General features: G+C 60.4%; 16 protein-coding genes and 1 pseudogene. 7 read left to right on the forward strand and 10 right to left on the reverse strand.

Annotated elements, in window-relative coordinates:
• Positions 1-94: 94 nt before the first annotated feature.
• Positions 95-1,117, reverse strand: a complete 1,023-nt coding sequence (locus ACZZZU_RS09560; RefSeq protein WP_463539955.1) for a DUF481 domain-containing protein — start codon at positions 1,115-1,117, stop codon at positions 95-97.
• 254 nt (positions 1,118-1,371) lie between these two features.
• On the opposite strand from ACZZZU_RS09560, the gene ACZZZU_RS09565 reads away from it, so the two are divergent.
• Complete coding sequence (locus ACZZZU_RS09565) at positions 1,372-1,749, forward strand: MGMT family protein (protein ID WP_122494234.1); 378 nt, start codon at positions 1,372-1,374, stop codon at positions 1,747-1,749.
• Between the two features lie 83 nt (positions 1,750-1,832).
• A complete protein-coding gene (locus ACZZZU_RS09570; protein ID WP_463550454.1) occupies positions 1,833-3,569 on the forward strand; it encodes an AmpG family muropeptide MFS transporter in 1,737 nt (578 codons plus the stop codon).
• A 105-nt stretch (positions 3,570-3,674) separates the two neighbouring features.
• On the opposite strand, the gene ACZZZU_RS09575 is transcribed toward ACZZZU_RS09570, so the two are convergent.
• A complete protein-coding gene (locus tag ACZZZU_RS09575) occupies positions 3,675-4,511 on the reverse strand; it encodes a mechanosensitive ion channel family protein (protein ID WP_463550455.1) in 837 nt (278 codons plus the stop codon).
• 203 nt (positions 4,512-4,714) lie between these two features.
• Positions 4,715-5,194, reverse strand: a complete 480-nt coding sequence (locus ACZZZU_RS09580; RefSeq protein ID WP_463550456.1) for a YajQ family cyclic di-GMP-binding protein — start codon at positions 5,192-5,194, stop codon at positions 4,715-4,717.
• A gap of 106 nt (positions 5,195-5,300) precedes the next feature.
• Between ACZZZU_RS09580 and ACZZZU_RS09585 the strand changes: the two are divergent.
• The 4 genes and pseudogenes from ACZZZU_RS09585 to ACZZZU_RS09600 all read left to right on the forward strand — a co-directional run.
• Positions 5,301-6,308 (forward strand): annotated as a pseudogene (locus tag ACZZZU_RS09585) (GGDEF domain-containing response regulator); the annotation flags it as partial.
• A complete protein-coding gene (locus ACZZZU_RS09590) occupies positions 6,309-7,220 on the forward strand; it encodes a putative 2-dehydropantoate 2-reductase (RefSeq protein WP_463550457.1) in 912 nt (303 codons plus the stop codon).
• Between the two features lie 162 nt (positions 7,221-7,382).
• Positions 7,383-9,416 carry a sensor histidine kinase gene (locus tag ACZZZU_RS09595; protein WP_463550458.1) on the forward strand — a complete coding sequence of 678 codons (2,034 nt, stop codon included), beginning with the start codon at positions 7,383-7,385 and terminating at the stop codon, positions 9,414-9,416.
• Positions 9,417-9,419: 3 nt separating this feature from the next.
• Positions 9,420-9,998, forward strand: coding sequence for a cob(I)yrinic acid a,c-diamide adenosyltransferase (locus ACZZZU_RS09600; RefSeq protein WP_463550459.1), 579 nt, complete (start codon positions 9,420-9,422; stop codon positions 9,996-9,998).
• Positions 9,999-10,087: 89 nt separating this feature from the next.
• On the opposite strand, the gene ACZZZU_RS09605 is transcribed toward ACZZZU_RS09600, so the two are convergent.
• The 4 genes from ACZZZU_RS09605 to secA all read right to left on the reverse strand — a co-directional run bounded on the left by ACZZZU_RS09605 (position 10,088) and on the right by secA (position 16,019).
• Positions 10,088-11,038, reverse strand: coding sequence for a Nudix family hydrolase (locus tag ACZZZU_RS09605; RefSeq protein WP_463550460.1), 951 nt, complete (start codon positions 11,036-11,038; stop codon positions 10,088-10,090).
• Entirely contained in the window at positions 11,035-11,667 is a 633-nt protein-coding gene (locus ACZZZU_RS09610) for a glutathione S-transferase family protein (RefSeq protein ID WP_463550461.1), read from the reverse strand. Before ACZZZU_RS09610 ends, ACZZZU_RS09605 begins: the two co-directional genes overlap by 4 nt.
• A 134-nt stretch (positions 11,668-11,801) precedes the next feature.
• Positions 11,802-13,019, reverse strand: a complete 1,218-nt coding sequence (gene argJ, locus ACZZZU_RS09615; RefSeq protein ID WP_122452463.1) for a bifunctional glutamate N-acetyltransferase/amino-acid acetyltransferase ArgJ — start codon at positions 13,017-13,019, stop codon at positions 11,802-11,804.
• A 264-nt stretch (positions 13,020-13,283) separates the two neighbouring features.
• Complete coding sequence (gene secA, locus ACZZZU_RS09620; RefSeq protein ID WP_122494255.1) at positions 13,284-16,019, reverse strand: preprotein translocase subunit SecA; 2,736 nt, start codon at positions 16,017-16,019, stop codon at positions 13,284-13,286.
• A 326-nt stretch (positions 16,020-16,345) separates the two neighbouring features.
• On the opposite strand from secA, the gene ACZZZU_RS09625 reads away from it, so the two are divergent.
• Entirely contained in the window at positions 16,346-16,795 is a 450-nt protein-coding gene (locus ACZZZU_RS09625) for a DciA family protein (protein WP_122452461.1), read from the forward strand.
• Positions 16,796-17,023: 228 nt separating this feature from the next.
• Here the strand turns inward: ACZZZU_RS09625 and lpxC are convergent, their stop codons facing one another.
• The 3 genes from lpxC to ftsA all read right to left on the reverse strand — a co-directional run bounded on the left by lpxC (position 17,024) and on the right by ftsA (position 20,535).
• Positions 17,024-17,935 carry a UDP-3-O-acyl-N-acetylglucosamine deacetylase gene (gene lpxC / locus ACZZZU_RS09630; RefSeq protein ID WP_122452460.1) on the reverse strand — a complete coding sequence of 304 codons (912 nt, stop codon included), beginning with the start codon at positions 17,933-17,935 and terminating at the stop codon, positions 17,024-17,026.
• Positions 17,936-18,046: 111 nt separating this feature from the next.
• A complete protein-coding gene (gene ftsZ, locus ACZZZU_RS09635) occupies positions 18,047-19,231 on the reverse strand; it encodes a cell division protein FtsZ (protein ID WP_122452459.1) in 1,185 nt (394 codons plus the stop codon).
• Positions 19,232-19,287: 56 nt separating this feature from the next.
• Positions 19,288-20,535, reverse strand: coding sequence for a cell division protein FtsA (gene ftsA, locus ACZZZU_RS09640; RefSeq protein WP_122494257.1), 1,248 nt, complete (start codon positions 20,533-20,535; stop codon positions 19,288-19,290).
• Positions 20,536-20,553: the final 18 nt, after the last annotated feature.

Raw genomic sequence — 20,553 nt, forward strand, 5'->3', positions numbered from 1 at the left:
AGCTCGAAGATCAAATGCATCGCGGCTAAAGCCGCTCCTACACTAAGCGTGCTTCTGTGGGAGCGGCTTTAGCCGCGATTGCTGCAAACGGCGATTACCAGCCGACACCGAACCCGACGCTATAGCGGGTCTCGTCCACTTCGCCATCTTTGGCGCCGCTTACGATGTTTTTCTCAGCCTTCACGTTAAGCGACGCCCAGTCGGTGACTTTGTAGCGCAGGCCTGCTTCGGCTTCGAGTTCGTACTCGCTGTCGCCGCCGATGGGCTTGCCCAGTTCGCCGTTGCTGAACATCTCGAAGGTCTTGCCGACCAGGTAGCGGTTGTAGTCCCACTTCAGACCCAGCGAGTAGAAGTTGTCGCTGCCGCCGTCTCTGTATTCGTAGTCGTTCTGGTTGACCAAGGTCGCCAGCGAGAACGCGCCGAGTTCGTCGTCCCAGAACTGGTAGCCAGGACCGGTACCGATGGTGCGCTGGCTGGAAACGTCTTCGATGTGGTCGCGCTTGTAGCTCAAGCGGCCTTGCCAGAACCAATGTTCATCCAAGAAACGGTCGAGGGCGTATTCGGCGTTCCAGTTGTTGGTGGTGGTGACGTCGTCTTGCGACTCGCGGTTGTAGCCACCCTCGGCGTTGTGGCGCCAGGCGCCATGGCGGGCGGTGGTTTTGAAGTCGACGTCGTAGTCGTCGGTGTCGGTTTCGGCACGCTTGTAGTCCAGCCCGAGGTCGACGTTGCCCTTCCACACCAGGTCTTCGAGGATCGGCTTGGGCTTGATGATCTGCTCGATGCTGGCCAGCTCGACCGTCTTCGGCGCCTCGCCATTGATCAACGTGACCTTGCCGTCTTCGGCGGCTTGCAGCGACTTGGCGCGCTCGCCGGTGAATTCGTCTTGCTTAACCATCAGCTCACGGTCGCTTTCCAGGGTTTTGACCTGTTTCCAATCAACCGGAATGGTGCCGCCATAGCTGGTTTCAACCACCAGCTTGCCGCCGTCGAACACCTTGATGGTACCGGTGATGCGGTCGCCGTTTTTCAACCATACGGTGTCGGCCATTGCAGGGGTTGCGGCCAGCGTGAGCGCGGCGCAGGACAGGGCGTAAGACAGCTTGTTGGATAACCGCATGGGGAGATTTACCGCTCCGTAAATGTGAAGGGCGGGCATTATCCAAGATAAAAAGCCGCTGGCCCAAAAAGCACTGCAAGGAGTGACCGGTGGCTGTCCTGCAAGTTCCGCGCAATCTAAAGCAAGGCTCACGCCAGCGCACGCCGGCGCGCACGTTCTACGGCCAGACGGGCACCGTAATGGCATGAACGCTTGATGCGCGAAAACGCTCAGTTAAGCTGCCCGCCATGCACCGCTCTGTGTAAGGTCAAAACATGCCAGCGAAAGAAGACAGCACTAAGACAGCCGCCGCCGATGTGGCTGGCGAAAACGCTGAAGCTCGGCGCGCCGCACTGTACCTGACGTTGGCGCAAGTGCCCGCTGGCTATGTGGTCAGTTATGGCCAACTGGCTGATTTGGCAGGCCTGGGCCGCGCGGCGCGGTGGGTGGGTCGCACCTTGAGCCAGTTGCCGGAGGGCAGCGCCCTGCCCTGGCACCGTGTGGTCGCCGCCGGTGGCCGACTGAGCCTGGCAGCCGGCACTGTATCGGGCGAGGAGCAACGAGCGCGGTTGCGCGCCGAAGGGGTGCGGATGGTCAATCAGCGCGTGGATATAAAGCGCCATGGGTGGCGCCCGATGGAGCACAGCGGTTAGAGTGCGCCCTGTTTTTGCCATCCAGTTTGGCCTGGCCAACTGGGCACTCCACGTTTTGCTAAACCCAGGCAGATCACAGCCCAATGCCCCGTAAAACCTGGCGCGCGGCACTCGCCGCCTACGCTTCGCCGGCCAGTCTGGCCCTCTTGCTTCTCGGTTTCGCCGCTGGCCTGCCGTACATGCTGGTGTTCTCCACCTTGTCGGTGTGGATGCGCGAAGCCGGCGTGTCGCGTGAAACCATCGGTTTCGCCAGCCTCATCGGCCTCGCTTACGCTTTTAAATGGATATGGTCGCCGCTGCTCGACCAATGGCGTCTGCCGCTGCTCGGCCGCTTGGGCCGGCGCCGCTCGTGGCTGGTGCTCTCGCAAATTGTCATCGCCATGGGCCTGATCGGCATGGCGCTGTGCGACCCACGCACCAACCTCACCTGGCTGGTCGCCATCGCCGTGCTGGTGGCGTTTGCTTCTGCCACGCAAGATATCGCCGTTGACGCTTACCGCCTGGAAATTGCCGACGACACCCGTCAGGCCGCCCTGGCCGCCAGCTATATGCTCGGCTACCGCGTCGCCGCCCTGCTCGCCACCGCCGGCGCGCTGTATTTCGCCGAATGGTTCGGCTCCACCACCACCGCCTACGAATTTGGCGCCTGGGCCAGCACCTATCTATTGTTCGCCATGCTGATGGTGCCGGGTTTGCTCACCTCCTTGTGGATGCGCGAACCCCATGTGGACGTGCCGGTACAAACCACCACCTCGCGCTTCAAGCTCAAAGACCAGCTCTACTCCGTACTGATTTTGCTGGTGATGCTGATCTCGCTGCCGGCCATGATTACGGGCCTGCTCGACCGCGCCTGGCCCCGCGCCGCGTTGTACGCCATCTTCCTCGGCATATGCCTGATGCCCGCCGGCCGCCGTTTGATTGCGCCCGTGCGCGATCTGCTTAGCCAGCAGCGTAAACAGCTGATCGTGGCGGCGCGCGGCAAGGTGATTCCCAACTTCGACTTCGTGCACCAAGCCGTGTCGATGATTGTACTAATCATCATCCTGGTCACCGCCGCCGCCGCTGCCAAAGCATTCAACAGCGGCGCCTGGCCACGCGGCACGATGTATGTGCTGATCGCCATGGCCTGTTTGTCGGCACCGGGCCGCCTGTTGATGGCGCCGGTGGTCACGCCGATCAGTGAATTCGTGCAGCGCTATCGCTGGCAGGCGTTGCTGTTGCTCGGGCTGATCGCGACGTACCGGATGTCCGACACGGTGATGGGCGTGATGGCCAACGTGTTCTACATCGATCAAGGGTTTAGCAAAGAGCAGATCGCCAGCGTCAGCAAGCTGTTCGGCCTGGTGATGACCCTGCTCGGTGCCGGGGCGGGAGGTGTGCTGATCATGCGCTTCGGCATCATGCCGATTCTGCTGATTGGCGGCGTGCTGTCAGCCAGCACCAACTTGCTGTTCATGCTGCTTAGCGACATGGGCGCGAATCTCGACATGCTGATTCTCACCATCTCCGCCGATAACTTCAGTGCCGGTCTGGCCACTTCCGCGTTCGTGGCCTACCTGTCGAGTTTGACCAACCTCAAATTCTCCGCCACCCAATACGCCCTGCTCAGCTCGATCATGCTGCTGCTGCCGCGCTTGATCGGCGGCTACTCGGGCGTGATGGTCGAGAACGTTGGCTACCACAAGTTCTTCCTCATCACCGCCCTGCTCGGCATTCCGACGTTGATTTTGATTTGCTGGCAGTGGCAGCGCATGGCGAGCCAGAAAGTGCCGGAAGTGGAAGAAGCGCAGGCGGTTGTGACGGAAGAAAAACTGTCGTAGCTGATAGGACTGCTCATTTGTGGGAGAGACTTTAGTCTCGAGCTTTTGATTCAAAGCCTGCGTCGCCAGCGCCGGCCAATCGCGGCTAAAGCCGCTCCCACAACCTCAAGCGTTCTCTTGAACCATGCGAATCACCCGTTGCGGGAACGGAATCTCGATACCGGCCGCCTGCAACCGATCACGAATCTCTTCGTTGTATTTAAACGTCAGGCTCCAGTAGTCGGCGGTTTTCACCCACACGCGCAATGACATCTTGATCGCGCTGTCACCCAACCCCGCAACCACCACCGCAGGCGCCGGATCTTTAAGCACGCGTTCGTCTTCGGCCATCTCGGTCAGCACGCGCTTGGCAGCTTGCAGGTCAGCGTCATAGTTGATGCCGATGTCATAAATGATTTGGCGCGTGGCCTGGCGGTTGTAGTTGGTGATGATGCCGTTGGACAGGCTGCCGTTGGGCACGATGACGGTTTTGTTGTCGCCGGTGCGCAGCACGGTGTGAAAGATTTGAATGTTATCCACCGTGCCCGCTACGCCCTGCGCTTCAATCCAGTCACCGATGCGGAACGGGCGAAACAGCAGAATCAGCACACCGCCGGCGAAGTTGGCCAGGCTGCCTTGCAGCGCCAAGCCAATCGCCAGGCCGGCGGCACCGATGGCGGCAATAAACGAGGTGGTTTCCACGCCGATCATCGACGCAGCGCTGATCACCAGCAGCACTTTGAGAATGATATTGGCCAGGGTGCTGATGAAGCTCTGCAAGGCCGGGTCGCCGAGGCGCTTGCCGATCAGCGCGCTGAGGTTGCCGGTGACCCGATTGATCAGCCACCAGCCAATCGCCAAAACCACCAACGCCAGCAGCACGCGGCCGCTGTAGGCCATGATGATGGGTAGCCATGCCTGCGAGGCATCGACCAAGTGATCCAGTTGTGCATCGAAATCCATAGCGCCTCCTTCGCTGCCTGACCGCCCAGATGCCAGTCATAAAAAACAGCGGCTGCGTCTTTTGCGACGCTGCCAGAGGCGCGATGGTTCCCAACAATTCCCGGCGCTTTTCCTGTGGGAGCGGCTTCAGCCGCGATGCTTTTAAATCAAAAGAGCATCGCGGCTAAGCAGAATGCCGCCCAATCTCCACCGTTTAAGAAAGCTTAATCTCTGAAGTTATTGAACTGCAGCGGCATCCCGAACTCTTTAGCCCGCAGCGCCGCGATGGCCTCTTGCAGGTCATCACGCTTCTTGCCGGTCACGCGCACTTGCTCGCCCTGGATGGCGGCCTGCACCTTGAGTTTGGCTTCTTTGATGTGGGCGACGATTTTCTTCGCCAGCTCTTTATCGATGCCCTCGCGCAGAATCGCTTCCTGCTTCACACTCTTGCCCGATGGGTAAGCGTCTTTCAGCTCGAGACACTGCACATCGATCTTGCGCTTGACTAGGCTGAGTCTGAGAATCTCGACCATCTGCTCCAGCTGAAACTCGGCGTCAGCGGTGATGTTGATGGTCAGCTCCTTGAATTCAAAGGTGCCTTTGCCACGCAAGTCATAGCGACGCTCCAGCTCTTTTATGGCGTTGTCGACAGCGTTGGTTACTTCGTGTTTGTCCAGTTCGGACACCACGTCGAACGAGGGCATGGGAAATCTCCAGATAGACGGCGCGATAAGTCTTACAGACAGTGCACGCCAAGCTTGACGGTTAAAATGCCGGATCATTATATATCTGCCGATACAAACACCGCCCGGCGATGAGCCAGCGCCTCTATTATTTCTCTCGAGTTCGCCAATGCCCAACCCCCATCTCAGCATCCTGGTGGTGGACGACGCCAAGTTCTCCAGCGCCATGATCGGCCGTGCCCTGAGCCAAGCCGGTTACCTCGATGTGCGCTTCGCCAGCAGCGCGCTCGAGGCCTTGACGCTGTTGGAAGAACGTCCCGCCAGCGTGCTGCTCGCCGACTGGCTGATGCCGGAAATTGACGGCCTTGAACTCACCGGCCGCGTGCGCCAGCTCGACGAAATGGCCGATCACTACACCTACGTGATGCTGCTCACCGGCAAAGAAGGCGAAAACGTGTTGAGCGAGGCCTTCGACCGGGGCGTCGACGACTTCGTTAGCAAGTCGGCCATGAGCGAACAATTGGTGCCGCGCGTGTATGCCGCCGACCGTTTGTGCAACACCCTGCAGCGTCTGTTGCAGGAAAACCGCATGCTCACGCAGAACATTTCCAGCCTCGAAGAACGCAACCTGGTCGACCCGCTGACCGGGCTGGGCAACCCGCGCTACCTGCAGCAAATGCTGGTGGACAGCATCCGTCAGGTGGAATCGCGCGGCGGCGCCGTGTGCTACCTGCTCATCGGCCTGCAAGACGCGCCCAACCTGCGCCAGCAGTACGGCGAAGCCTTCTACAACGAGTTGCTGCACGGCGTTGCCCGTCGCCTGCAACAACTGGTGCGGCCGCTGGATGTGCTGGTGCGCCTGGACGACCACCACTTTGGCCTGCTGACCCTGCTGGAAGATTTGCAGGAATGCTCGCCCAGCAGCTTCAAGCGCCTGCACGAGGGCCTCAACCTCAAAGCGTTCAAGACCAGCGAAGGGTTTATCACGCTCAAGGCCGGCATCAGCCTGGTCGGCATGGACGCCAAAGCGCTGCCCATCCAGCCGCAAGAACTCATCGATCGCGCCGCCGGCTTGCTTCCCGAAGCCTACGGCAGCGGCCGTGTCGCGGCGCTGCGTTTGCCGCTGTACAAATAAATGCACTGGCACGTTCTTGGCGCGGGCAGCCTGGGCACCTTGTGGGCCGCCCGCCTCGCCCGGGCCAACGTGCCGGTCACGCTCCTGCTGCGCAACCGCCAACGCCTGGCCAGTTACCGCCAGGCGGGCGGTTTGACGCTGGTTGAGCAAGGGCTCAGCAGCCTGTACCCGGTGCCGGCGCAAAGCGTTGACGACACCATCCCGATCCGCCTGTTGTTGCTCGCTTGCAAGGCGTATGAAGCCGAAGCCGCTGCTGCCAGCGTGGCCCATCGTCTGACTGCCGACACCGACGTGGTGCTGCTGCAAAACGGCATGGGCAGCCAGGACGCCGTGGCCGCTCGCTTGCCCCGCGCGCGCTGCATCGTGGCGTCCAGCACCGAGGGCGCCTTTCGCGACGGAGATTTCCGGGTGGTATTTGCCGGCCATGGTCACACCTGGCTGGGCGACCCGCTCAATCCCACGCCGCCGAGCTGGTTGGCCGATGTGCAAAGCGCTGAAATTTCCCATGAATGGACGCCCGACATCCTTAGTCGCGTGTGGCGCAAGCTGGCGCTGAACTGCGCCATCAACCCGCTGACCGTGCTCCACGACTGCCGCAACGGCGGTTTGCTGGAACACCCTGCCGAAGTGGCAACGCTCTGCGCGGAACTCAGCCAGTTGCTCGATCTGTGCGGCCAACCGGCTGCGGCGGAAAATCTCGCCGAAGAAGTGCAGCGCGTGATCACAGCCACTGCGGCCAATTATTCCTCTATGCATCAGGACGTCGCCCAGCAGCGCCGCACCGAAATCAGCTACCTGCTCGGCCATGTGTGCGCCGTGGCGCAGCGCCACAACTGCCCGGCGCCGCATCTGCACATGTTGCTTGAGCGTCTGCAGAACGAACTGCAGAACAAAGGCCTACCCATCGATTAACCCGGCCTATTGTGGGAGCGGCTTTAGCCGCGATGGCTACGCCGCGTGCCTGCCGACTCGCGACTAAAACCCCTGCCGCCAAGGCAAGCCGTCGAAGTCGTTGAGCCGTCACCGGCCAGGCGCTACCCTGCGTACCTCTCTTTCTGAAGGCACCCTTGGCTTATGACCCTGCGCAAGCGCCTGGAAAACCTCTCGGTCGGCCGCAAATTATTGGCGGCGTTATTGGCGTTGCTGACCACGGTGCTGCTGGTCGCCAACCTCGCGTTTATCAGCGCGGCGTATTGGATCTCCCAGGAAAACATGGCGCCGCAGGCGTTGCAGACGTTGGGCCGGCTGCTGTCCACCCCCGCCCTCAGCAACGAAGCGTTGAGCTCACGTGCCACCGCCGAAGACCTGTTGCAGCGCCTGGATAGCTACAGCCCGCTGCGCGCAGCCGCGCTGTATGGCAGCGACGGGCGCCGCCTGGCGCAGTTGGAACATGGCGACAAATTGCATCTGCCGCGCCGCATCGAGCAGCTGTCGACCTGGCGCTACGGCGAATTCCGCACCAACCAATTGTTCGAATTGCCGCAAGAGGGCAAGCCGCCCGGCCATCTGTTGTTGGTGGCCTCCAGCGAATTGCCCGGCGCTTTCTACACCGGCACGTTAACCGCCAGCCTGGTGATTCTGGCTTGCAGCGTGTTGCTGTGGTCGCTGGTGGCGCGGCAAATCCGTCGGCTGGTCACGCGGCCGATTCGGCGTCTGGAAGAACTCTCCCGGCAAGTAACGCGCGAGGAGAACTACGCCCTGCGCGCCGCCCGTGGCAATCAGGATGAAATCGGCAGCCTGGCCGAAGCGTTCAACACCATGTTGTCGCGCATCGAAGCCCGCGAGCAGCAGCTCAAGCGCGCCCGGGACGACGCGCAAATGGCCTTCGACCAAGCCCAGCGTCTGGCCGAAGAGACCCGCCATTCCAACCGCAAGTTGGAACTGGAGGTTCAGGTTCGCAGCAAGATCGAGAAGAAACTCACCGGTTTTCAGAACTACCTCAACAGCATCATCGACTCCATGCCATCCGCGCTGATCGCCCTGGATGAGCAGCTGTATGTCAGCCAGTGGAATCAGGAAGCCAGCGTACTTTCCGGCACACGTCTGGACGAAGCGCTGAACCAGCCGGTGTTTCTCGCCTTCCCGCCCCTCAAGCCTTACCTGCAACAACTCAAGCGCACCGCCGAGCGCCACACGGTGGAGAAAATCGAGCGGGTGACATGGACGCGGGGCGACACCAAATGCCATTACGCGCTGACGTTCTACCCGCTAATGGGCGGCGCGGGCCGAGGCGTGGTGATCCGTATCGATGACATCAGCCAGCGCTTGTCGCTGGAAGAAATGATGGTGCAGTCGGAAAAGATGCTTTCAGTAGGCGGCTTGGCGGCCGGCATGGCTCATGAAATCAACAACCCGCTGGGCGCGATTTTGCACAACGTGCAGAACATTCGCCGCCGACTTTCCAGCGAATTACCTCGCAACCAGGAAGTGGCAGAGGCTGTCGGCGTGCCGCTGGAAACCGTTAACCGCTACCTGCACGGCCGAGAAGTGCCGCAACTGCTCGACGGCATTCAACAAGCCGGCTCGCGCGCGGCGAAAATTGTCTCGCACATGCTCAGCTTCAGCCGCATGAGCAACCGCCAATTAGCGCCGTGCCAGCTGCCGGCATTGCTGGACCAGGCGATAGAAATTGCCGGCAATGACTTCGACCTGACCGAAGGCTTCGACTTCAAAGGCCTGAACATCGAACGCGACTTCGACCCGAACGTGGGCCTGGTGCCCGGCATCGCCAACGAGCTGGAACAGGTGCTGCTGAACTTGCTGAAGAACGCCGCACAAGCCATCCACCAGCGCGAAGCCAAACCCGGTTCATTGTTGGAACCGGGCCGCATCATATTGCGTACGCGACTGGTCGAGCCGTGGGCGGAAATCCAAGTGGAAGACAACGGCATCGGTATGCCGGAGCTAGTGCGCAAGCGCATCTTCGAGCCGTTCTTCACCACCAAAGAAGTCGGCCAAGGCACCGGCTTGGGCCTGTCGGTTTCGTACTTCATCATCACCAACAACCACAAAGGGCAGATGGAGGTGCAGTCCGCGCTGGACCAAGGCACCTGCTTCACCCTGCGCTTGCCGCTGGCAACGCCTTCCGACAACCCTGAAGTGAGCTGAGCCATGGGCTTTCGCCTGTCAAAGATTTACACCCGCACCGGCGACGCCGGCGAGACTGGCCTGGCCGACGGCCGCCGCGTACCCAAAGACCACCCGCGCGTAGAAGCCATGGGCGAGCTGGACAGCCTGAACAGCCAGCTCGGTTTGTTGCTGGCCGGGTTGGCCGAGCATGAAGTGATGTGGCCGGGATTGAGCGAAGTAATTGACGTGCTCAGCCCTTGTCAGCACCGCTTGTTCGACCTCGGTGGCGAGCTGGCAATGCCCCAGTACCAAGCCTTGAACCAGGCCGAAGTGGAACGCCTCGAAGCGGCGATCGACCTGTGGAACGAGGAGCTGGGGCCGCTCGAAAACTTCATCTTGCCGGGCGGCTCGTTGCTAGTGGCTCAAGCTCACGTATGCCGGGCGCAGGCACGCAGCGCCGAGCGGCGGTGCCAGCAATTGAATGCGATGGAACCGTTGGCTGGGGTGGGCTTGGCGTATGTGAATCGGCTGTCGGACTTGCTGTTTGTGGCCGCGCGATTGATTGGGCGGCGGATGCAGATTAACGAAGTGCTGTGGGAGGCGGCGGCGAAGCCGGAGTGAGTTATGTCGCAGTCTGTAGGAGCGGCTTTAGCCGCGAGCTTTTAACAAACAAAAGCATCGCGGCTAAAGCCGCTCCTACAAAAATCTCGTCAGTCAGCAGGCTGAGGCCAGAACGCTCTGATCCCCGCCACACCTTGCGCGCCCACCTGCCACGCCTTCTCGGTATCCCCAGCCCCAACGCCACCGAGCAGAAACACCGGCTGGTTGAAGCCTGCAATCATTTCCTGCGCCGCGCCCCAGCCAAGCGGCTGCGCGTCAGGATGAGTTTGCGTGGCTTGAACCGGCGACAGCGTGACGAAATCCACGCCCATTTCCGCCGCCAGCGCCAACTCTTCTGCGTTGTGACAAGACGCCGCTAACCACCGGTTTGTGGGGAACGGGCGCCCGCCAGTGACCAACTTGCGCAGCTGCGTGGAGGTCAAATGCCAACCGGCCGCTGGGAAATCACCGAGCCATTCCAGCGGGCCTTTGAGCATCAATTGCGCCCGGCCGGCGCACAGACCGACGGCGTCTACGGCGAGGTCGCGGTATTGCGGGTCGTACATATTCGGGGCGCGCAATTGCACCAATCGAATACCACTTTCCAACGCCGCTTTGAGGCCGAGCAGCAGCGCCTTCGGCTCAAGATTGTCGGGCGTGATCAGGTAGTGCTCAGGTAAGCGTGCGGCAGCGACGATGGGGCGGTTGGCGGCCGGGAATTCGTAGTCGCTGAGTTCGCGATTGCTAACCCACGCCAACGGCTGCCCTTCGGCACCGTGGGCCTCGCCGGTAAACGCGCTGACTTCCCACACGTCCAGCAACACGTGCTTGTCGGCGTAGTCGTGGCGGACCTGAATCAGCGGGCGCGCCGCCGTCACCTGAATGCCCAATTCTTCGGCTAGCTCGCGGTCGAGCGCGGCACGTACCGACTCGCCCTCCTCGACCTTGCCGCCGGGAAATTCCCACAGGCCACCCTGGTGTTTATCGTCTGCGCGACGGGCCAGCAAAATGCGCCCGTCCTCGCCTCGGATAACCGCTGCTGCCACATGCACTCGTTTCACGCCTGCTGTTCCTCTCGTGCTGCCTGTTGCCAGCGCTGGAAGGCTGGCCACTGGTAAATGGTTTCAACATAGGCCAGCGCCTGGGCCGAAAGTGCCACGCGGTAGCCGCGAAAACGCACGGCCACCGGGGCGAAAAACGCATCGGCGAGGCTGACGCGACCAAACAGAAACGGCCCTTCCTGCCCGAACTCGCTGCGGCAATGCGCCCAGATGGCGCTGATACGTTCGATGTCGGCGAGCACGTCGGCCGGCACATTGGGCAACGCTTCGTCGCGCGACAGATCCATGGGCATGGCCACACGCAGTGGCACAAAGCCGCTATGCATCTCCGCGCAGACGCTGCGGGCGATCGCACGGGCAAACGCGCCGCGCGGCCACAGATGCGCTTCAGGGTAGGTTTCGGCGAGGTATTCGCTGATGGCCAGCGAATCCCAGATGGAGCCTTCGTCCGTTTTCAGCAACGGCACTTTGCCGGTGGGCGAATGCTCGAGAATGCGTTCGCGGCTGTCGGGCTGATTCAGGCGAACGAGCTGCTCAGTGTAAGGCGCGCCGCTCAATTCCAAAGCCAGCGCTGCGCGCAGCGACCAAGAGGAGTAAGTCTTGTCGCCGATTACCAGATTCAAAGCCATTTGAGTCACCCGTTTAAGCGTCCATTTATCGAACTGCGACAATAGGCAGCGCGTCGGCCGAGGGCAAATTCCGATTGTTCATGTGCGGATAAACCGCAGGAATGGCCGCCGCAGAGCGCAGCGGCCGGGACCGGTCAGGAGCGGTATTCGGCGTTGATGCGCACGTACTCGTGGGACAGGTCGGTGGTCCAGATCGTTTCACTGCATGTACCGCGGCCAAGCTCGATACGAATGCCGATTTCTTCCTGGGCCATCACCGCAGCGCCCTGCTCTTCGGTGTAGCTGGCAGCACGGCAGCCACGGCTGGCGATGCAGACGTCGCCAAGGAACACGTCGATTTTGCTGACATCCAATTGCGCCACACCGGCGCGGCCAACGGCGGCCAGGATCCGGCCCCAGTTCGGGTCGGAGGCGAACAAGGCGGTTTTGATCAGCGGTGAATGCGCAACGGCGTAGGCAACGTCCAGGCATTCCTGGTGGGTCGCGCCGCCATTGGCTTGCACGGTGACAAACTTGGTGGCGCCTTCGCCGTCACGGACGATGGCCTGCGCCAATTCCATCGACACATCCAGCACCGCTTGCTTGAGCTCGGCGAACAAGGCGCCGCTGGCTTGCGTGACCTCAGGCAATGCCGCCTGACCGGTCGCCACGAGGATGCAGCAGTCGTTGGTCGAGGTGTCGCCGTCGATGGTGATACGGTTGAAAGACTTGTTGGCGGCGTCGCGCAGCAAGTCTTGCAGCAGCCCTTGGGACACTTTGGCGTCGGTGGCGATGTAGCCAAGCATGGTCGCCATGTTCGGTTTGATCATGCCGGCGCCTTTGCTGATGCCGGTGACGGTCACGGTGACGCCGTCATGCACAAACTGGCGGCTGGCGCCTTTGGGCTGGGTGTCGGTGGTCATAATGCCAGCAGCCGCAGCGGCCCAGTTATCGACTGAAAGATCAGCCAGGGCAGCGGCCAGTGCGCCTTCAATTTTTTCCACCGGCAACGGCTCGCCGATCACGCCGGTCGAAAACGGCAGCACGGCCGTTTCCGGCACACCGGTCAGCTCGGCCAGCTTGGCGCAGGTACGCGCGGCGGCTTGCAGGCCCGGCTCGCCAGTGCCGGCGTTGGCGTTGCCGGTGTTGGTCAGCAGATAACGAACCGGGCCGACCACATTCTTCTTCGCCAGAATCACCGGCGCCGCGCAAAACGCATTCAGCGTAAACACGCCCGCCACGCTGGAGCCTTCGGCACAGCGCATCACCACCACATCCTTGCGACCCTCGCGCTTGATACCGGCAGACGAAATACCCAATTCAAAACCGGCAACCGGATGCAGCGTAGGCAGAGGACCGAGACCAACAGGCATGGGGCGAGCTCCTTGGCAGAAAAACGTTAAACCACGCCACCACGGCGCAGCATCGATTCAGGCAAAAACGCCGCGAACGGTAGACCGGTCACGGCGTGGAAATATTCAAGCCGAAAACGGCTTTTGACATCGCATTCGAGATCTACTGGGCTAAGGCCAGACAAGGCGAAACCGCGGTTTAAAGCGCAGCGTACTGTAGTACGTGAGCATTTAAAGCGCGGTTTCAACGCAGTATGGCCGACGACCAGGAGATCGGCCGCCAGACTAAGAAATTTGGCCGTGGCAGTGTTTGTACTTCTTGCCACTGCCGCAGTAGCACAGCTCGTTGCGACCAATCTTCTGATCATTACGCGCCGGCGAATACGTCGGCACTGCAACCTCGCCCACTGGTTCCAGCTCGGGCTCGTCCAGCGCCGATGCTTCGGCGTGTTCGAACTGCATACGGGCGGCCAGCGCCTCGGCTTCCTGGCGCAGACGCGCCTCTTCCTCGACCGGGTCTTCGCGACGAACCTGAACGTGGGACAGCACGCGAATGGTGTCGCGCTTGATCGAGTCCAGCAGTTCCTGGAACAGCGTGAAGGACTCGCGCTTGTATTCCTGCTTCGGGTTCTTCTGAGCGTAACCGCGCAGGTGAATACCGTGACGCAGGTGGTCCATGGTGGACAGGTGGTCTTTCCACAGATCGTCCAGCACGCGCAGCAGAATCTGCTTCTCGAAGGTGCGCAGCGCTTCGGCGCTGGCTTGGTCTTCTTTCTCGTTGTAGGCAGCCAACAGCGCTTCCAGAATTTTCGCGCGCAGCGGTTCTTCGTAAAGCTGAGCGTCTTCGTCGAGCCACTGCTGAATCGGCAACTTGATGCTGAAATCGTTGAGCAGCGCCGCTTCTAAGCCGGCGATGTCCCACTGCTCTGGCAGCGATTGCGGCGGGATGTGCGAGTTGATGGTGCTATCCAACACTTCCTGACGGAACTCGGCGATGGTGTCGCCCACGTCGCTGGCAGCCAGCAAGCTGTTGCGCATGTGGTAGATCACTTTGCGCTGCTCGTTCGCCACGTCGTCGAACTCGAGCAGTTGCTTACGCATGTCGAAGTTGCGGCCTTCAACCTTGCGCTGAGCCTTCTCGATGGCATTGCTGACCATGCGGTGTTCGATGGCTTCGCCGGACTGCATGCCCAGCGCCTTCATGAAATTCTTCACCCGATCAGAGGCGAAGATGCGCATCAGGTTGTCTTCCAGCGACAAGTAGAAACGGCTGGAACCCGGGTCACCCTGACGGCCCGAACGGCCGCGCAACTGGTTGTCGATACGACGCGATTCGTGACGCTCGGAAGCGATCACGTGCAGACCACCGGACTCAATCACCAACTGGTGACGCTTGTGCCAGTCGGCCTTGATTTGCGCGATCTGCTCTTCGGTCGGGTTTTCCAGGGCAGCGACTTCAACTTCCCAGTTACCGCCCAAGAGAATGTCGGTACCACGACCGGCCATGTTGGTGGCGATGGTCAGCGCGCCGGGGCGACCGGCCTGAGCAATGATTTCTGCTTCTTTTTCGTGGAATTTGGCGTTGAGCACTTTGTGCTCGATGCCTTCTTTGGTAAGCAGCTGGGACACGTATTCCGAGCTGTCGATGGACGCGGTACCCACCAGAATCGGGCGGCCCACGGCCTGGCTTTCTTTGATGTCGGCAACGATAGCGGCGTACTTTTCTTCCTGGGTCAGGTAGACCAGGTCGTTGTAATCCTTACGTGCCAACGGTTTGTTCGGCGGAATCACAACCACCGGCAGACCGTAGATTTGATGGAACTCGAACGCTTCGGTGTCAGCCGTACCGGTCATGCCGGACAGCTTGTTGTAGAGACGGAAGTAGTTCTGGAACGTGGTCGAGGCCAGGGTCTGGCTCTCAGCCTGAATCGGCAAGCCTTCCTTCGCTTCGATGGCCTGGTGCAAGCCCTCGGATAAACGACGACCCGGCATGGTACGACCGGTGTGTTCGTCGACCAGCAACACCTGATCGTTCTGCACGATGTATTCGACGTTGCGATGGAACAGCTTGTGGGCGCGCAAGCCGGCGTACACGTGGGTCAGCAGACCCAGGTTGTGCGCCGAGTACAGGCTCTCGCCCTCAGCCAGCAGGCCGGCGTGGGTCAGCATGTCTTCGATGAACTGGTGACCGGCTTCGTTGAGCTCGACCTGACGGGTCTTCTCGTCAACGGTGAAATGGCCTTCCTGGGTAACGACGCCTTCCACTTCCTCGATGTGCTGCTTGAGGCGCGGAATCAGCAGGTTGATCTGCATGTACAGCTTGGAGCTGTCTTCGGCCTGGCCGGAGATGATCAGCGGCGTACGGGCTTCGTCGATGAGGATCGAGTCGACTTCGTCGATTACGGCAAAGTTGAGTTCGCGCTGGAATTTTTCTTCCACGCTGAACGCCATGTTGTCGCGCAGGTAGTCGAAACCGAATTCGTTGTTGGTGCCGTAAGTGATGTCGGCGGCGTAAGCGGCGCGCTTTTCTTCCGGCGGCTGGAACGGGCTGACGATGCCGACCGACAGACCAAGGAATTCATAAAGCGGGCGCATCCAGTTGGCGTCGCGGCGAGCGAGGTAGTCGTTCACGGTGACCACGTGCACGCCTTTACCGGACAGCGCGTTGAGGTAAACGGCCAGCGTACCTACGAGGGTTTTACCTTCACCGGTACGCATCTCGGCGATCTTGCCTTCGTGCAGGGTGGCGCCACCAATGAGCTGTACGTCGAAGTGCCGCATACCCATCACGCGCTTACCCGCTTCACGGGCGACAGCGAAGGCTTCGGGGAGCAGTTGGTCGAGGGTTTCGCCTTTGGCCAGACGGGCCTTGAACTCTTCGGTTTTGCCGCGCAGTTGCTCGTCGGACAGAGTCAGCATCTGCTCTTCGAACGAATTGACGGCTACCACCGTCTTTTGCATGCGCTTAACTTCGCGCTCGTTCTTGCTTCCAAAGAGTTTCTTTAACAAAGGCGCAAACATATCGGCAGGATCTTCCACACATAGGGATGGAGGGCGGCCCCGTGAGTCGCCCGCGCAGCCTTCATGGCTGCTTGCGAAGCGGGCATTCTACCCGGAATCGTTAGCGAGGAAAGTAGCGTTGTTGCACGGTGCCAGCACGCTCGGCAGCTTGCGGAAATGACTATACGGTCCGCTTGTACAACGCGCGTGACGAATCGGTGAGCGGCACTATTGCTTTCCTCGAAGCCCCTATATGGGGGCGAACGTGCGCCAATCAACCCCTATGGTTCTGCTGACGAATCATCGCTCTGCTACCATTGGCGCCCGGTTATTTCAGGCACTTCGCCATGGCATTTCGTCCTCTACCCGCAAAAGGTCACACTGCGCTCCTGCGCGACGCTAAACCTTTGCAGGCGCTGATCAATCAGGCGCACCGCCTGGATCACCTGCAGCGTCTGGTGGAAAGCCAATTGCAACCCGCTGCGCGCGAGCATTGCCACGTCGCCTCGTGGCGCGAAGGGTGTCTGTTATTGATCGTCACCGACGGCCATTGGGCCACCCGCCTGCGCTACCAACAGCGCCGTTTGGAACGCCAGCTGCAAGCGCTGGAACCGTTCCGCAACCTCAACCGCATTCTGTTTAAAGTGCAGCCGCGCGTGGGCGTCGCGAAACTTCGCGGTCACACCATGCAGCTTTCCACGGAAACGGCTGAAGGCATTCAGGAAGTGGCGGAAGGGATTAGCGATCCGGGGTTGCGTGCGGCCTTGGAACGACTCGCGCGGCATGGGAAAGGCTAATTCAGCCTGGCGTTTTTGATGTTCAAGACTATGCATCCCACAGTCGAGATCGAGCGAGCTAGGGCCGCGCAAGGCAAAAATCGATTTTGAAGCGCAGTTGGCTGTAGCCAATGAGCATTCAAAATCGATTTTTAACGCAGCCCGGCCGACGCGCAGCCGATCGTTTATTTACACGCATAAAAAAAGCCACCCGAGGGTGGCTTTAAAAACAGCTAAGGAGGGTATTGCTCAACCAGCCGCAACTGGTCGCATGTACGAAATCGGCGCGCTCTTCACGTCGTCGAAAGTCACCACTTCCCAAGCGTCACGTTGCTCAATCAAGGTGCGCAACAGACGGTTGTTCAGCGCATGTCCCGACTTGAAGCCGCGGAACTCGCCAATCAAACTGTTACCCAGCAGGTAGAGGTCGCCGATGGCGTCGAGGATTTTGTGCTTAACGAATTCGTCCTCATACCGCAGGCCGTCTTCGTTCAGTACGCGAAACTCGTCAACCACGATGGCGTTTTCTACGCTGCCGCCGAGTGCCAGGTTCTGCGAACGCAGGAACTCGATATCACTCATAAAGCCGAAGGTGCGCGCACGGCTCACTTCTTTTACGAAGGAGGTGCTAGAGAAGTCCACGCTCGCGCTTTGGGTGCGATTGCGGAAAACCGGGTGATCGAAGTCGATCTCGAAACTCACCTTGAAACCATCGAAAGGAACGAAGGTGGCGCGCTTGTCGCCCTCTGTCACCGTTACTTCGCGGGTGATGCGGATGAATTTCTTCGCCGATTCCTGCTCTTGCAGGCCTGCGGATTGAATCAGGAATACGAAGGGACCAGCACTGCCATCCATGATCGGCACTTCGGACGCGGAGAGCTCGACGTAGGCGTTATCGATGCCCAGGCCAGCCATGGCCGAAAGCAGGTGCTCCACGGTGTCCACTTTCACATCACCATTGACCAGTGTGGTCGACATGGTGGTTTCACCGACATTCTCGGCCCGTGCGCGAATTTCCACGACGGGGTCCAAGTCGGTACGGCGAAACACGATACCGGTATCGACCGGTGCCGGCTTAAGGGTCAGGTAAACCTTTTCCCCGGAATGCAGGCCGACGCCAGTGGCGCGAATGATGTTCTTCAGGGTGCGTTGTCTGATCATGGCTTGGCCGCTATAACACTAGTTGCGAATTGTTTTCAACAATGGCCGGGGATAATACCAGACCCGACCCGTGCTGAACACCAATCACCCCAATACTCCTGATAAATTTCATCAATCAGCTTGGCGACGCAGGAACGCTGGAATATCCAGGTAATCCAGGTCGTCCTGAGCGTTCAACTTGGCTGCAGCAGCCGCGCCAGCGTGGGCTTGGTTGCGCATGACGGTTGGACGATCCAGGTCGCGGTAGTTAACCGAAGGCTGTTCGTTACGCGGTGCGGCGGCCGATGGAACGGCAGCAGCTTGCACGGTGTTGTCGATAACCTTGACCGGCTTCTCGATTTTCGCGCCCAGGCCGGTGGCCACAACAGTCACGTGCAATTCGTCGCGCATGTCCGGGTCGATTACGGTGCCGACCTTAACGGTGGCGTGCTCGGAAGCGAACTGCTCGATGATGTTACCCACGTCGGAGTACTCACCCAGAGACAGGTCAGGACCGGCGGTGATGTTCACCAGAATGCCGCGCGCGCCTTGCAGGTTCACGTCTTCGAGCAACGGGTTGCGGATGGCCGCTTCGGTGGCTTCACGTGCACGGTTTGGACCGCTGGCGCAGCCAGTGCCCATCATCGCCATGCCCATTTCGCTCATCACGGTTTTCACGTCGGCGAAGTCGACGTTGATCATGCCCGGACGCTTGATGATGTCGGAGATACCGCGAACGGCACCGGCCAATACATCGTCAGCCTTCGCGAAAGCCGACAGCAGGCTCGCGTCTTTTCCGAGGATGGTCAGCAATTTTTCGTTCGGAATGGTGATCAGCGAGTCGACGCTGGCCTGCAGAGCACGAATGCCCTCTTCGGCGATCAGCATGCGCTTGCGACCTTCGAACGGGAACGGACGGGTCACCACCGCAACGGTGAGGATGCCCATCTCTTTGGCCACTTCAGCAATGATCGGCGCCGCACCGGTACCGGTACCGCCGCCCATGCCAGTGGTGATGAAGACCATGTCGGTGCCTTGCAGCACTTCGGCGATACGCTCGCGGTCTTCCATTGCAGCTTGACGGCCGACTTCCGGGTTGGCGCCAGCGCCCAGGCCCTTGGTCACACCGGTACCGAGTTGCAGCACGGTACGCGCGCCGACATTTTTCAATGCCTGGGCGTCAGTGTTGGCGCAGATGAACTCAACGCCTTCGATGTTGTTTTTCGCCATGTGGTTAACAGCGTTGCCGCCACCACCACCTACGCCGATTACCTTGATAACAGCGCTTTGCGGGATATTGTCTACGAGCTCGAACATGGTCCCCTCTCCTTTGCTTTTCTAGTTGTAACGCCTACAGCACACGCGGTTTAACATCAAAAATTGCCCTGGACCCAGCGTTTCAGCCGCTCCAGTACAGGTGTCTTTGGTTCGTCGTTGTAGCTGCTGCCACCGGACAGCGAGATGCCGTCGTTCTGCTTTTGCAGCCCGTACATGAGCAAGCCCACGCCGGTCGAATAAATCGGGTTGTGCACCACATCGCCCAGGCCTTTGATGCCTTGCGGCATGCCCAGGCGAACCGGCATGTGGAAAATTTCTTCGGCCAGTTCGACCGCGCCTTCCATCTTCGAGGTGCCGCCGGTCAGCACGATGCCGGCCGGAATCAGGTCTTCGTAACCGCTGCGGCGCAGTTCAGCCTGAACCAGGGTGAATAGCTCGTCGTAACGCGGTTCGACCACTTCGGCCAGCGACTGTCGCGACAAATCGCGCGGCGGACGGTCGCCCACGCTTGGCACCTTGATGGTTTCGCCAGCGCCAGCCAGTTTGGCCAGGGCACAGGCGTAGCGAATCTTGATTTCTTCGGCGTACTGGGTTGGCGTACGCAGGGCCATGGCGATGTCGTTGGTGACCTGATCACCCGCAATCGGGATCACCGCCGTGTGGCGAATTGCGCCTTCGGTAAAGATGGCGATATCGGTAGTGCCACCGCCGATGTCCACCAGGCACACGCCCAATTCTTTCTCGTCGTCAGTCAGCACGGCGTAGGCCGAGGCCAACTGCTCAAGAATGATGTCGTCCACTTCCAGACCGCAGCGACGCACGCATTTTTCGATGTTCTGCGCCGCGTTCACCGCGCACGTCACCACGTGCACTTTGGCTTCAAGGCGCACGCCTGACATACCCAGCGGCTCGCGAACGCCTTCCTGGTTATCGATCACGTAATCCTGCGGCAAGGTGTGCAGCACGCGCTGGTCAGCCGGAATGGCCACGGCCTGTGCGGCGTCGAGCACACGCTCAAGGTCGGCCTGGCTCACTTCGCGGTCGCGAATGGCGACGATGCCGTGGGAGTTCAGGCTGCGGATGTGGTTGCCCGCCACGCCGACGAATGCCGAGTGAATACGGCAGCCGGCCATCATTTGCGCTTCTTCGATGGCGCGCTGAATCGATTGCACGGTGGATTCGATATTCACCACCACGCCCTTTTTCAAGCCGCGCGATGGGTGCGTGCCGATCCCGACGATTTCCAGCTGGCCATCAGCCGTGACTTCGCCTACCAGCGCCACCACCTTGGAGGTGCCGATATCGAGGCCGACGATCATCTTGCCGCTCTGCACGTTTGCCATGTTGCTGCCTTCTCCTAA

The organism is Pseudomonas sp. AC136, from assembly GCF_979258585.1.

Bases quoted from the DNA above. Each gene is read 5' to 3' on its own strand.
- ACZZZU_RS09560 (WP_463539955.1), bottom strand. From the start codon at position 1,117: ATGCGGTTATCCAACAAGCTGTCTTACGCCCTGTCCTGCGCCGCGCTC.
- ACZZZU_RS09565 (WP_122494234.1), top strand. From the start codon at position 1,372: ATGCCAGCGAAAGAAGACAGCACTAAGACAGCCGCCGCCGATGTGGCT.
- ACZZZU_RS09570 (WP_463550454.1), top strand. From the start codon at position 1,833: ATGCCCCGTAAAACCTGGCGCGCGGCACTCGCCGCCTACGCTTCGCCG.
- ACZZZU_RS09575 (WP_463550455.1), bottom strand. From the start codon at position 4,511: ATGGATTTCGATGCACAACTGGATCACTTGGTCGATGCCTCGCAGGCA.
- ACZZZU_RS09580 (WP_463550456.1), bottom strand. From the start codon at position 5,194: ATGCCCTCGTTCGACGTGGTGTCCGAACTGGACAAACACGAAGTAACC.
- ACZZZU_RS09590 (WP_463550457.1), top strand. From the start codon at position 6,309: ATGCACTGGCACGTTCTTGGCGCGGGCAGCCTGGGCACCTTGTGGGCC.
- ACZZZU_RS09595 (WP_463550458.1), top strand. From the start codon at position 7,383: ATGACCCTGCGCAAGCGCCTGGAAAACCTCTCGGTCGGCCGCAAATTA.
- ACZZZU_RS09600 (WP_463550459.1), top strand. From the start codon at position 9,420: ATGGGCTTTCGCCTGTCAAAGATTTACACCCGCACCGGCGACGCCGGC.
- ACZZZU_RS09610 (WP_463550461.1), bottom strand. From the start codon at position 11,667: ATGGCTTTGAATCTGGTAATCGGCGACAAGACTTACTCCTCTTGGTCG.
- argJ (WP_122452463.1), bottom strand. From the start codon at position 13,019: ATGCCTGTTGGTCTCGGTCCTCTGCCTACGCTGCATCCGGTTGCCGGT.
- secA (WP_122494255.1), bottom strand. From the start codon at position 16,019: ATGTTTGCGCCTTTGTTAAAGAAACTCTTTGGAAGCAAGAACGAGCGC.
- ACZZZU_RS09625 (WP_122452461.1), top strand. From the start codon at position 16,346: ATGGCATTTCGTCCTCTACCCGCAAAAGGTCACACTGCGCTCCTGCGC.
- lpxC (WP_122452460.1), bottom strand. From the start codon at position 17,935: ATGATCAGACAACGCACCCTGAAGAACATCATTCGCGCCACTGGCGTC.
- ftsZ (WP_122452459.1), bottom strand. From the start codon at position 19,231: ATGTTCGAGCTCGTAGACAATATCCCGCAAAGCGCTGTTATCAAGGTA.
- ftsA (WP_122494257.1), bottom strand. From the start codon at position 20,535: ATGGCAAACGTGCAGAGCGGCAAGATGATCGTCGGCCTCGATATCGGC.